The 12928-nt window shown below is 34.2% G+C and carries 13 protein-coding genes; 4 read left to right on the forward strand and 9 right to left on the reverse strand.

What is annotated here, in order from left to right:
* Positions 1–333: 333 nt before the first annotated feature.
* Together IWX84_RS05330 and IWX84_RS05335 are read right to left on the reverse strand one after the other, a co-directional pair.
* The gene (locus IWX84_RS05330; RefSeq protein WP_196849720.1) at positions 334–837 is read right to left on the reverse strand and encodes an SRPBCC domain-containing protein; all 504 of its coding nucleotides are present in this window, start codon (positions 835–837) and stop codon (positions 334–336) included.
* A 277-nt stretch (positions 838–1114) separates the two neighbouring features.
* A complete protein-coding gene (locus IWX84_RS05335; RefSeq protein ID WP_196849721.1) occupies positions 1115–1513 on the reverse strand; it encodes an NUDIX hydrolase in 399 nt (132 codons plus the stop codon).
* A 321-nt stretch (positions 1514–1834) separates the two neighbouring features.
* On the opposite strand from IWX84_RS05335, the gene IWX84_RS05340 reads away from it, so the two are divergent.
* Positions 1835–3379, forward strand: a complete 1545-nt coding sequence (locus IWX84_RS05340; protein ID WP_196849722.1) for a hypothetical protein — start codon at positions 1835–1837, stop codon at positions 3377–3379.
* Between the two features lie 177 nt (positions 3380–3556).
* Here the strand turns inward: IWX84_RS05340 and IWX84_RS05345 are convergent, their stop codons facing one another.
* The 7 genes from IWX84_RS05345 to IWX84_RS05375 all read right to left on the reverse strand — a co-directional run bounded on the left by IWX84_RS05345 (position 3557) and on the right by IWX84_RS05375 (position 8688).
* Complete coding sequence (locus IWX84_RS05345) at positions 3557–3823, reverse strand: hypothetical protein (RefSeq protein WP_231385421.1); 267 nt, start codon at positions 3821–3823, stop codon at positions 3557–3559.
* A gap of 393 nt (positions 3824–4216) precedes the next feature.
* Positions 4217–4966 carry a hypothetical protein gene (locus IWX84_RS05350; protein WP_196849724.1) on the reverse strand — a complete coding sequence of 250 codons (750 nt, stop codon included), beginning with the start codon at positions 4964–4966 and terminating at the stop codon, positions 4217–4219.
* A gap of 155 nt (positions 4967–5121) precedes the next feature.
* On the reverse strand, positions 5122–5340 hold the full coding sequence (locus IWX84_RS05355; protein WP_196849725.1) for a hypothetical protein: 219 nt from the start codon (positions 5338–5340) through the stop codon (positions 5122–5124).
* Between the two features lie 416 nt (positions 5341–5756).
* Positions 5757–6305 carry an REP-associated tyrosine transposase gene (locus tag IWX84_RS05360; protein WP_196849726.1) on the reverse strand — a complete coding sequence of 183 codons (549 nt, stop codon included), beginning with the start codon at positions 6303–6305 and terminating at the stop codon, positions 5757–5759.
* 290 nt (positions 6306–6595) lie between these two features.
* A complete protein-coding gene (locus IWX84_RS05365) occupies positions 6596–6877 on the reverse strand; it encodes a hypothetical protein (RefSeq protein ID WP_196849727.1) in 282 nt (93 codons plus the stop codon).
* A 167-nt stretch (positions 6878–7044) separates the two neighbouring features.
* Entirely contained in the window at positions 7045–8082 is a 1038-nt protein-coding gene (locus IWX84_RS05370) for an ATP-binding protein (protein ID WP_196849728.1), read from the reverse strand.
* Between the two features lie 6 nt (positions 8083–8088).
* A complete protein-coding gene (locus IWX84_RS05375) occupies positions 8089–8688 on the reverse strand; it encodes a response regulator (RefSeq protein WP_196849729.1) in 600 nt (199 codons plus the stop codon).
* Between the two features lie 458 nt (positions 8689–9146).
* Here IWX84_RS05375 and IWX84_RS05380 point away from each other — a divergent pair, with 458 nt between their 5' ends.
* The 3 genes from IWX84_RS05380 to clpX all read left to right on the forward strand — a co-directional run bounded on the left by IWX84_RS05380 (position 9147) and on the right by clpX (position 12885).
* The gene (locus IWX84_RS05380; protein WP_196849730.1) at positions 9147–10472 is read left to right on the forward strand and encodes a trigger factor; all 1326 of its coding nucleotides are present in this window, start codon (positions 9147–9149) and stop codon (positions 10470–10472) included.
* A gap of 419 nt (positions 10473–10891) precedes the next feature.
* Positions 10892–11566 carry an ATP-dependent Clp endopeptidase proteolytic subunit ClpP gene (gene clpP, locus IWX84_RS05385; RefSeq protein ID WP_126458632.1) on the forward strand — a complete coding sequence of 225 codons (675 nt, stop codon included), beginning with the start codon at positions 10892–10894 and terminating at the stop codon, positions 11564–11566.
* An 86-nt stretch (positions 11567–11652) separates the two neighbouring features.
* Positions 11653–12885, forward strand: coding sequence for an ATP-dependent Clp protease ATP-binding subunit ClpX (gene clpX, locus IWX84_RS05390; RefSeq protein WP_196849731.1), 1233 nt, complete (start codon positions 11653–11655; stop codon positions 12883–12885).
* Positions 12886–12928 lie beyond the last annotated feature (43 nt).

Consider the following 12928-nt stretch of genomic DNA (forward strand, 5'->3'; position numbering starts at 1 on the left):
CCTTCGTTTGTTCCTTGCAAGACAAAGATATTGACTAATTGCGTATGTTTGTAAAACTTAAAATGTTAAAGTCCGATTATTAGGGGGCTAAACCATCCGATTGTGCGAATAAAGTTAAATTGGAAATTAAAATTAAAAAAGTAAATAGTGCTTTCATAGGATTCTTTTTAAGTGCATTACAACCGTTTTTATCTGTTCTATTTTAAAAGTCAAAAAAGTACATTTCGCGGTCCCATACTATTTTATTTGGCGTTCTTTGAAAACAAACAACAACCTTGCGGCAAGCCTATATTAGTTATGTTTAATATATGGTTTAACTAGCAAATTTTCTTTCTACTGTTGTTGTGATAAAGTTTCCAACAGCTTGTCCAAGAAGTTCAATGTCATCGTAAAACCTCCTTGGAAGCCCATTTCAATCATCTTCTCGAAGCGCGCAAGGGATTCGTTTTTAATAATAATACTAACTTTTGTAATTCCGTTTTGTTCGCTGAAATTCAAATCCCAATCAGAACCGGGTAATTCTGCGTTTTCATCCTTGTCTGCAAAAGCATTATTCATTTTGAAATTAGTTTTTGGACTAATAGAAGAATATTCCTGAATTGACCAATGCTTTTGTCCTTCCGGGCTTACCATAGCATAAAATCGTCGTCCGCCAACTTTGAAATTCATAAATTTTGTTTTGGATTCCCAAGGAGTAGGTGCCCACCATCGGTCAAGAATTTCTTGTTTGGTAAAAGCATCCCATACCAGAGAAAGATCGGCAGCAAATTCTCTGTTTACGAATACAGTTTTGCTTGCTTTGTCAACGGTAAAATCAAATAACAAATTAGTCTTCATTTTTCGGAATATTAAAAAGGTTATTAGTAATTGTCGATTTGCTTGGTCGTCCTAAATTACTGCTGAATTGTGGATTAATAGAATAAAGTGTCACCAAAACAAGCGGATAGAAGTTGATAATTCTACCAAATAGCATCCTTTTTCGGTTTATCAAATATAACAATTAATCGTACAGCAAATAAATCATTGTCTTTATTTGGTGTTAGTTTGTAGAACGAGAAAGCCAAGTTCTAGAATAGTACACCATCTAGCGCATGCCCTCAAAAAAATAATATTGTCAGTCTAATAAATTATGTTGTTTCAGATAGTCAAAAATTAATTTATCCACTTCTGAAATTTTGTCTTTGTCCGCGTATGTAAGCCACATTATTTCTTCAATTTCTGAACTTGCTTTTAGTTCTCCGGAAAATGCACCAGAATAACAAGTCATTTTTACCAAAACGCCTTCCGGATGTCCGTGAGCTTGCGCTTCAAAAACGCCAACAAATTTTAATGTATTTGTATCAATACTCACATTAAGTTCTTCTTGAATTTCTCTCACTAAAGCTTGCTGGTCCGTTTCGCCAATTTCTCTTTTACCGCCAGGAATATAATATTTGTCCTTTCCATAACTTTTTGTAGAGAGAATGGATTTGTTTTGCATTTCAATCCAAGCCAGTTTGTCAATTGATTTCATATATGGATACTGTTTTAGTTTTTGAGTGTTTTGTAAGTGTTCCTATTGTTGACGTTTGTGAATGTAACAAAAATGTTAGCATGAAACTAGCTATTCCAGTATAGCCGAAAATGCACTTCCTTTTTTGTTTAATTCTTTTGCGATTAATGATACTTTTTTTTGTAATTATTTTGCAGCTATGCTAAAATCCACTTATATCTTTATAATTCTATATATCAGTTGGTTAAAATTAAATTTTACTTATTTAAACAAAATATTAGTTGGATTTAAAAAAAAATAATATTAAATTTGTTTAACATTAACCTGAAAATAATAAACAAAATGAAACATTTAAAAAAAAGTCTAGTAGTACTAGTGATGTTGGTTCCCTTCATTTTTAGTAGTTGTAACAATGATGATGATGCTCCAGCCCCAACAGTTTTGAATTCAAAAGTGTATGATTTAGGTGCGGTTGGGACTTCGGGAGTAACCGGAACAGCAACTGTAATTGAAAAAAGTGATGCCACATTAAGTATTGAATTAGATTTAAAAAACACTGTTGCAGGTGGTTTACATCCCGCACACATTCACTTGAACACGGCTGCTGAGGGTGGCGATATTGCACTTACCTTAAAACCGGTCGATGGTACGACTGGAAAAAGTGTTACTACATTCAAAGCACTGGATAACGGCAGCCCCATCACATATCAAGGGCTACTTGATTTTGACGGGTACATCAATGTGCATTTGAGTGCCGACAAATTGACTACACTTGTTGCACAAGGTGATATTGGACAAAATGACCTTACAGGGGTTTCTAAAGTATATCCTCTAGGCAGCGTCGCTGTTCCGGCAATATCTGGTACTGCTACTTTTTACAAACGAGTAAATGGAGAAGCATTAGCGATAGTACAATTACAAAATACTCCAGCTGGTGGATTGCACCCTGGACACATCCATACCAATACAGCCGCTCAAGGAGGTGGAATTGCTTTTTCATTTAAGCCCGTAAATGGGGATACAGGATTGAGCGCAACTAACGTCTCTAAACTAGATAATGGTACTGCTTTTGGGTACGATCAAGTATTGGCCTATAATGGCTACATCAACTTTCATTTAAGTGCAACTAATTTAGCTACGCTAGTTGCTCAAGGGGATATTGGTCAGAATGAATTGACTGGCAAAAAAGTAAGTTACGTATTAGCCCAAAAAGACGTTGCCGGTATCAATGGAACGGTTGAATTTGCGGAACGTGTCAACCAAACGACATTGGTAACCATTAAACTTGTAGGCACTCCTGCTGGCGGAAGTCATCCAGCGCACATTCATGAAAACAATGTTGCTACATCAGGAAATATCATTGCTGGTTTGAATCCTGTAAACGGAGACACTGGGATTAGTAAAACACAAGTAGCTAGTTTAGTAGGCGGTGCTGCGGTAACTTACACTCAGTTTTTAACACTTAGCGCTTATGTGAATGTCCATTTAAGTGGTGCTGATTTAACTACCATAGTGGCGCAAGGGAATATTGGTTCAAGCGTAGGAAGTGGTTCTGGAAGTGTGGAAACAAAAACTTATAGTGTAACCAATAGTGGGACTACTGCTTATATTTTTAACGGTGAAGGATTAACTAACGTAAGCAATCCAAACTTTACTTTTAAAAGAGGTGGCACCTACACTTTCAATGTTAACACTCCGGGTCACCCTTTCTATTTGAATACAGTACAAGGAACTGGTACAGCCAATGCCTTTACCTCAGGAGTTACAAATAACGGTGCAGTATCAGGATCAGTAAAAATCGTTGTTCCTGCAAATGCTCCAAATACCCTTTATTATAACTGTGAATTTCACGGTTTGATGACGGGAACGATTACCATTACCAACTAGTTTTAAATTTGTAGATTGTAAATGGGGGATGGTAAAACATCCCCTTTTTGCGTTTTTAGTAGCGGAGTAAAGTAGGATTGCTTCTCTATTTTAGGATGGTACGTACTTGTTGACCAAAGCAGAACGGCTGCTCGAGCAGGAGAAATAATTGTCGTTGTACGCGCTTATTTTTCTATTTTAGTTGCCGGCAAAAGGAGTCCCGAAGATACCAACAGCTAGTTCTGCCCATACAAGCATCAAAGCTATACAAACGACAGCGCCAGCTATAAATCTGGATCGGGTTGTTTTTACTTTTTGCAGAATAAGTTCTAATGCAAGTCCGGAACTAAACAGTAAAACAGCTGCTGCGATAAAGTCAAAGAATGTCCATTTTACTTCATCAGTGAATTGCATGGCTACCAAAGGAACGAGTAGTATAAAAGCTATGCCAACTAAAATAGCCAACAGTCTTTTGTTGGAGGTAATCGGTATCGTTGGATTCTTTTTCATGTTAGATATTATTTAAAAGTGTTTTACTTTATAATTTTTGCCGTCAGAAGCAGTTGCCGAGAAAACCTCGGTAACTGAATTTTCTTCTTATTAATTAGATTCAAAAATATTTTTTAAATACAATGAAACATCATCGGTACTACTATCAAACAATGCCGCCATCGCTTTTTGCGAGAGCCATAACATTTCGTTTTGCAATAATACATCCACACGAACTTCGCCGGTGGCAAAATCTCCCGACTTTGTGACAAATCCAATATACCATTAACACTTTACACTTGCTGTATTTTATTTGCTCATTATTGTGGGCGCAAAGTCAGAGACATTTACGCAGCTTATACGACAAATTTATTCTTTGAATGAACACTTTGCGGAGCGGGATTGAGAATCTGTCGAAAGATTTTCAACCTTTTTTTTATCATTTATAATGAATCGATAAATGAGATAAAACGAAGTGAAATGCAATATTCTATCAAAGGTGTTCAAAACTACATCTTCAATAAAATAAGTTCCAATAGCGGCAAAAATATCGTTAAAAATTAAAGCAAATGCACCAAAAAAGTAATAGTACGCTTTTTTGTTTCCAAATTTCCCCAGATATAAAACTGCTGTAACTCCAAGAAATACAGCTACTATTGCATTAAAAATCAAAATGATGTTAAGAAAATTATCATCAATAATAGACATTAAAACATATAAGATTGCTACTAAAAACACACAATTTATGACTAATATAAAAAGTGAAAATCCTTTTGGTATCGTGTAAAGTTTTTTAGTTTTGATTGAATTGTAGCCTAAATTTATTATTGCTGAATAACAAAAGAAGGATGCCACTAATGCAGTTCTGTACAGCGGTATTGCATCTTCCCACAACAAAAGTAATATCTCATTTAGATAAAAGAAAAAAACGTATAAATAATAATTTAGAGTAAGTTTCTCAAAATTACTCAATACGGCATAAATTATAAAAGTTGGAATTATAAAAGGTTTAATATAAATTATATGTGCCGGATTATAAAAAACTCCAGCACAAAAATAGACTATTAATAGAGTAATAGGTATAAATATTAATGATCTTCTAGTATTGATTGTGTACATAGATGTTAAGTTTGACGACATTGTTGATAGCGGGACGCTCGCCCTCGCGGGGCAAAACTTTTCAAGTTTCTGCTGGCAGGTTTTAATTTTTAAACTTCGTTCTGCTACTTCAACGTGTTTGGACCTAAATTGCTTATTTAAAATATTTCAATTTTTTACAGAATAGGAATTCCTATCCAATGCATAATAAGCATTATTACAACAGTTATTCCAAAACTGCACAAAGTAAGAATTCGCCAATAAACAGACCTTCCATTCCCAAATCTCCAAATTCGTTCACCAGCTTCTTCTCTGTTTGATTTTAAAGTATATTTCGCCAGTATATATGTTGAAACAATAAAAATTAGAATTGCAATTATCCAAAATTTCATCATAATTTATATTTTTAAAATGCTGTTAAATTTACGCCTTTTTTCCAAAATATTACCAACTTTCCTGCTGCGCAAAGTCTCTCGACTTTGTACCAAATCCTATATGCTGGTAACACTTTACATCAATTGATTATTGGCTCATTATTGTGGGTGCAAAGTCAGAGACGTTTGCGCAGCTTAAACGATAAATTTATTTTTTAAATGAACACTTTGCGGAGCTGTGGGGCGCAAATTCAGAGACGTTTACGCAGCTTATACGACAAATTTTTTCTTTGAATGAACACTTTGCGGAGCTGGGTTCTTCGTGTTTTGCTATCCATTCAATTTTCATTATTTAATATTTTTTGATTAACATTTTTTTTTTTGCTTTTGTTGAAGCGCCGCTAGCGCGAGCGTCCCGCTCGTGCCCATTATCAAAATCAATTCAAATCAATTTCTAAGATGGTTTGATCATTGTTTCCATAATTTCTCGCACTGCTATACTTCCAATCTATTGGATCTGTTACAAAGCCAGATTCTACGGGATTGTAATGTATATAATCAAGTTTTTGTTCAAAAACCTTTAAGGACCAAATTTCAATTGGATGATTATCTTGTTGCCAAAATTGTCTATTCGTCACATTACTATTCTTTTTACCTGCTCGTTCCATCATCCAGAGCATCCATTCTCTTCGGCTTTCTTGAGTATTTTCTTCGATTGTTTGGAGCATTTTTTTTGATGTAAATCCTTTGAAATCTCGCATCAGTCCCGAAGGATCACCATTTCCGGAACGAAAAATTAAATGAATATGGCTTGGCATAATACAATATGCGTAAATTTCCATTGCTTTATTTTTTCTGCAAAAGTCTAATGATTCAATGATATTCCCAAAATACGCATCTCTAGTAAATACATCGATCCAATTTACTGTGGCAAAGCTTACAAAATATGCTCCTGTACTTTCTCCAAATTTATATTTTGTGCTCATAGATTTAGCTTTTGGTTTTCTAACTCTTTTTTGTGGGCACGAGCGGGACGCTCGCGCTAGCGGGGCAATGAAACATTATCAGTACTACACCCAAACACTGCCGGGATGGCTTTTTGCAAGAGTCATAACATTTCGTTTTGCAATAATACATCCACACGAACTTCGCCGTTTGGAGCAGAATATAATAGGAAATTTTTTAAATTTTCATCCATTGTTGTTGAGTTTCAATTTAATCAATTGGTTTCGTCAGTTTGTTTTTTTTAAACCAATAAATGAAGTGGTTTTATTTCTCATAAATTTATGTCTTTTTCGCTAATTCCATTTAAGTTCATAAGGGAGAAAATAGTTTTTTCGGTTTTTTTGCAAAGCGAAACTAATTTTTTCACGTTTTCATCTTCAACATTTTCAAAATGAGAGAGAGTAAAACTATATTCTTCTCCAATATCAAAAGCACTTTCGATACCACTCATTTCTCCCGACATTGCAAGGTTTACAATTTGTGTAAAAATGATATCTCTTGCTTCAACTAGATTCTTAATCGTTTCGAAAATTTCATGTTTTTTGTCTCTCATTTTTTATGTTTTGTTGATTTACGTTGAGTTCCTGTAAGCTTGCATATAATGTTTTGCTACTTACCGCGGTTGTGAACTTTTTAAAACGAGTACTTTCGGCTGAACGTAATCGTCATTAAAAACTGAAATTTTACTAAACCCACAATCTCGCTAAATGGCGTTTAGGGCTAGTACTTTTTGAAAGATAGATTGAATCGATTTTCGCTAAATTGTATTCCTCTTAATTTTTCCGAATTCTCACCACAAACAATTTCAAATGTACCTTCATTTAATTCCATCATTTGTTTGATTCTCCACATTCCAATTCCATCACCACTTTTCCCAATTGATTTCGCTAAGCTGCCAGATATACCTTCTAAAAATATTTTCTCTCTTTCTAATGGACTAATATATAAACTTATCATTACTATAGATAAAGTAATTGAATCGAGATTGTCAACAAAATTAATATCTATTGTAGAATTTGGTTTTGCATATTTTGACGCATTTTCGATTAAATGATAAAAAGCAACCTGAATTGTCTCATAATCGAACTTTACTTTACCAAAAAAATCGTTTACTTGAACGTAAATTCTGTTTTTTGTGAAATCTGCAAAAAAAGTATGCAGAACATTTAGCAAAACATTTCGAACTGACCAACTTCTAATTTCAAGAGATACTGCATCAGTTCTATCAAGTTTTCTGTAAATTGAAAATTCTGACTTCATGTGTATATTATGTTTAGCAATTCTTAAAAACATCATTGATGCTTTTTTTGAATTTCTCTTTAGTTCATTTTCAATATACTCAATTTGTGTCCGCCAATTAGAAGAAAGTATTTCTTGAGGGATTAAGTCATAAATTTCTTGGATATTGTGTGCGTTTATTGAAGTTAAATTATGTACTAGGCGATTTACTTTTTGCTGCTCAGATTTCTTTATATCATCCTCAATTTGCTTTTTCGGAATTATAAGGTCGTAATAGGCATAAGACAGTCCTTCTAATTTACTTTTAAATAGTTTTGTTGTTTTAGTTGTGTCACAACATAAAAATGTAATGCCTTTATTATTAGTTATTTTACCTTGACGTCTTTCTCCGCTATATTTTGGACAATTTGGAATTAAATTGCCTCTTGTATTATTATTGTCAAAACAGACCTTGCATTCTTTTTCTAAATTATCGGAAATTACAACACCAGAAAAATCTATAATTGAAAAATGTTTCATATCTGATTATTTAGCAAATTCCTCAATTAAATTAATAAACTGATATGGTTCAGCATTTTTTGATAAGCACCCATCAACTTCTCTTAAGGCTCTATGAAACCTATCTCCAGTAATTTCTGCGGAATACAAAATGATTTTTTTGCTCTCATATTTCTTTTTTAATGCTGAGGCCAATCCTAACCCTTGATCTTGAAACATAGTAGTTCCAACTCCATTAATATCAACAAAAATAATATCTGCTTCATTAACTTTAGGGTCATCAAGGTCGATAACATCTTTTACAGATTTGGTATTTATCCATCCAGATTTTTTTAGAATTGACACCATTTTATATTCTGTATGATTATCGTCAATAAATAAAATTTTAGTTTTTCCTTTTAATCGATCATCAGTATTTTCTGTACTTGATTTGTCAATTTGGTTTGTATTTCCCATAATATTATTAACTACGAAAGAATTAGTATTTGTGTTTGTACTAGGTGTATTGATTATTGGAATTTCTTGTTTCTGATTTTTATGTGATAAAAAAAATGTGATAATGTAGCCAATTATTAAAACTCCGACTCCGCTAAATATCCATTCGTAATTATTTCTAATGATTTCCATTTTTTATTTTGGTTTGTTTTTTGGTTAAATTATTTTTCATTATTTATTTCAAGCTTTACCTAGTATTAGCCCTAACTAGCATATAACATCAAATGTATACAACTTTTTTCGCTTTTGGTGTAATACTTGTAATTTTTTTCTGTCTTTTAGTATTCGTTGTCAACAATTAGATTGTGTCTTTTCTGTTGGAACTTTCTAACTTTTGACTTCCCAGCGTGAAGGATTGCAGTGGAAATCCTTTTATGAAGCGTAGCGTAATAAAAGATTGCAGCGCAAAGCCTGACGCGCCGCAGTGAAACGAAGGCGGGACACGCCCAAAACAATCGAAATATCCTAGATTTCTGGCTTTAGAATCCGCTGAAATTCAATCAAGAAGGTTCAGCGGTAAAAAACTTGGTTGGCTTGGAAAAATTTTATAATTTTGCACACCGAATTTATAATGTAAATTAAAGAAGAAGATGGATATCAAAAGAGTAGCAATAGACGCAGTAAACGAGACAATTGTAATGACTGTAGTTCCTATGGATTACAAAGGTCAAGTAGCAAAAAGAATAAACGAAAAAATGCCTTTGGCAACCGTTAAAGGATTTAGAAAAGGGGCTGTGCCTAAAGATCTTGTTGAAAAACAATACGGGAAAGCGATAAAACAAGAAGAAATTACTAAAGTAGTTGACTTGGCTCTAGAGCGTTTTGTACAATCAGAAAGATTAAACCTTCTTGGAACGCCACTTGCTAAAGTAAACGAGGATTTCTCTTGGGATGCTGACGAATTGGTTTTTGAATATGAAATTGGTTTAGTGCCTAACTTCACTTTAGACTTAGAGGCTAAAAACGACATCGTAAAATATGTAGTTTCGGCTGATGATAAATTGATTGAAGGTCAAGTGGAAAGAATCCAAAAACAATTTGGTAAAGCCATTCCTCAAGAAGTGGTTGAAGCAGGATCAGATATTACTGGTACATTCACAAATGAAGAAGCTGGAATCAACAATGCAACGACTATTGCTTTGGAACTTTTCAAAGACAAAGCGACTGCTGATAAATTCATCGGTAAAAAAGTAGGCGATGTGGTTACGGTAAATACTAAAGGTTTATTTGAAGACGCTCATCAATTGATGGACGTAATGAAAGTAGGTCATGATGAAGTTCATACACTTGAGGTTGATGTAGATTTTACTATCGAAGCAATCAACGGTGCTGAATTAGCAGAATTGAACCAAGAATTGTTCGACAAACTTTTTGGAGCTGGAACGGTAGCTTCTCTAGAGGAATTGAAAGCAAAAATCAAGGAAGATGCTGAAAGCCAATTTGCGCAACAAGCTGACCAAAAATTATTAGCTGATGTTCAGGATTTCTTGATCGAAAATACAAAATTCGACTTGCCATCTGAATTCTTGAAAAAATGGTTGCAAACTGTAGGTGAGAAAAAATTGTCTCCAGAAGAAGCTGAAGTAGAATATGCAAGATCTGAAAGAGGATTGCGTTTTCAGTTGATCGAAGGTAGAGCAATGGCTACAAGCGATATCAAAGTTACGTTTGAAGACTTGAAAGCATTCACAACTAAAAATATCCGTCAACAAATGGCGCAATTCGGACAAACAAATCCTACTGACGAAGAAGTTCAAGGAATTGTAGCAAGAGTTTTGTCTAACCAAGACGAAGTAAAAAGACTTTCTGACCAAGTTGTAGGAGAGAAAATGCTTGAATTATTTAAAGAAAAAGCAAATCCAACGACTAAAGAAGTTACTTACGACGAATTTATTGCTGCGTCTTACGGAGAATAAATCGAGTCTGTAATGTCGTAAAGTCGAAAGTCAAAAGCCCTAAGAGCGCAAGTGATTATTAAAACTTTATGATTTTATTACAGATTGTAAACAATAAAAAATAGTTATATTTGAGCGTCAGAAAAATATTTTTTTGGCGCTCTTTTGTTTGAATTTATTCTGGATTTTTTTTTCAGGAGCCAATCCAGCTATTCGTTGCAAGTTTTTTCATCTTGTTCCCTTTTTTCTAAGCAAGAAAAGGAGCTTCCGTTGGTCGCTCTTTTCGTGCAAGAAAAAATGAGACAAGATTTCAAAAAGCTTTTCACTGCTATCTGGGCTAAAAATAAGACATATTGACATTATTTGTAAAGAGGTACGACCTTTGCGTTATGTTTTACGACTTTCAAACTTAAGATATTCAAACTTTTAAACTTATATAAATGAACTACGGTAAAGAATTTAAAAAATTTGCTACAAAGGACCACGGCGTAAACTCCATGTATTACGATAAAATCGTAGGCGCAATGACTCCTAAAAACATGACTCCATATATCATTGAAGAACGTCAGTTGAATATTTCTCAATTAGACGTTTTCTCAAGGCTGATGATGGACCGAATTATATTCCTTGGAACAGGAATCGATGATCAAATTGCAAACATTGTTCAAGCACAGTTATTGTTCCTTGAAAGTGCAGATGCTTCTAAGGACATTCAAATTTATTTGAATTCTCCAGGAGGAAGCGTTTACGCAGGATTGGGAATTTATGACACAATGCAATACATCAAACCAGATGTTGCAACTATTTGTACAGGAATGGCAGCTTCTATGGGAGCGGTGCTTTTATGTGCAGGTGCAGCAGGAAAACGTTCGGCATTACCTCATTCAAGAGTAATGATTCACCAACCATCAGGAGGAGCGCAAGGAGTTGCTACGGATATGGAAATCAACTTACGCGAAATGTTGAAACTGAAAGATGAGTTATACAAAATTATCTCTCACCACTCCGGACAAACATTTGACAAAGTGCATACGGATAGCGAACGCGATTATTGGATGATTGCCGAAGAAGCAAAAGCATACGGAATGATTGATGAAGTTTTAGTAAGAGGATAAAAATAGTTACAAGTTTAAGGTTTAAGGTTTAAGGTTGCTGCGGGAACTTTAAACTTTAAACTTTTTAAACTTTAAACAAAAAAAGAATGGCAAAAGTAGTATTAGAGTGTTCGTTTTGTGGAAGAAAGAAACCAGAAACCAATTTATTGATTGCTGGAATCAATGCACATATTTGTGATAAATGTATCGAACAGGCACACGGAATTGTTTTAGAAGAATTAAAATCCAGCGGAAGTTCAAAAATCGTTGGTGATTTGATTTTGAAAAAACCAAAAGAAATCAGAGCGTTCTTGGATCAATATGTAATTGGACAAGACCAAACTAAAAAAGTAATGTCGGTTGCGGTTTACAATCACTACAAACGTTTGATGCAACAGCAATTAGACGATGAGGTTGAAATTGAAAAAAGTAACATCATCATGGTGGGACAAACAGGAACAGGAAAAACATTAGTGGCTAAAACCATTGCAAAAATGTTGGATGTGCCTTTAGCCATTGTGGATGCGACAGTTCTTACTGAAGCAGGTTATGTAGGGGAAGATGTCGAAAGTATTTTGACTCGTCTATTGCAAGCCGCTGATTATGATGTAGCCAAAGCCGAACGCGGAATCGTATTCATTGACGAAATAGATAAAATTGCGCGTAAAAGTGACAATCCATCTATTACTCGTGATGTTTCGGGTGAAGGAGTGCAACAAGCATTATTGAAATTACTAGAAGGAACCGTTGTAAACGTACCACCAAAAGGTGGACGTAAACACCCAGATCAAAAATTTGTTGAGGTAAATACACAGAATATTTTGTTTATCGCCGGTGGTGCTTTTGATGGAATCGAAAGAATTATTTCGAAACGATTGAATCGTCAAGCAGTTGGTTACAGTACTTCAAAAAATGTGGATAATATTGATAAAGACAATTTGTTGCAATATATTATTCCAAAGGATATCAAAGATTTTGGATTAATTCCGGAGATTATTGGTCGTTTACCAGTATTGACACACATGGATCCTTTAGACAGAGAAACCTTGCGTGCGATTTTGACACAACCTAAAAATGCCTTAATCAAACAATATGAGAAATTATTTTTGATGGATGATGTGGAATTCACCATTACAAATGAGGCATTGGATTTTATCGTTGACAAAGCATTGGAATACAAATTAGGGGCTCGTGGATTGCGTTCATTATGTGAAGCAGTCTTAACGGATGCGATGTATGAATTGCCAAGTTCTGATACTAAAATATTAGAAATCGACGTGGATTATGCCAAAGAAACTTTGAATAAAAATTTATTGAAACGATTGGAGATTGCTTCATAAGTTTTAAGGTTAGATTTAAATTAAAATAAAGCTCAAAAACAAT

It is taken from the genome of Flavobacterium sp. CG_9.10, assembly GCF_015752245.1.
GTDB lineage: Bacteria > Bacteroidota > Bacteroidia > Flavobacteriales > Flavobacteriaceae > Flavobacterium.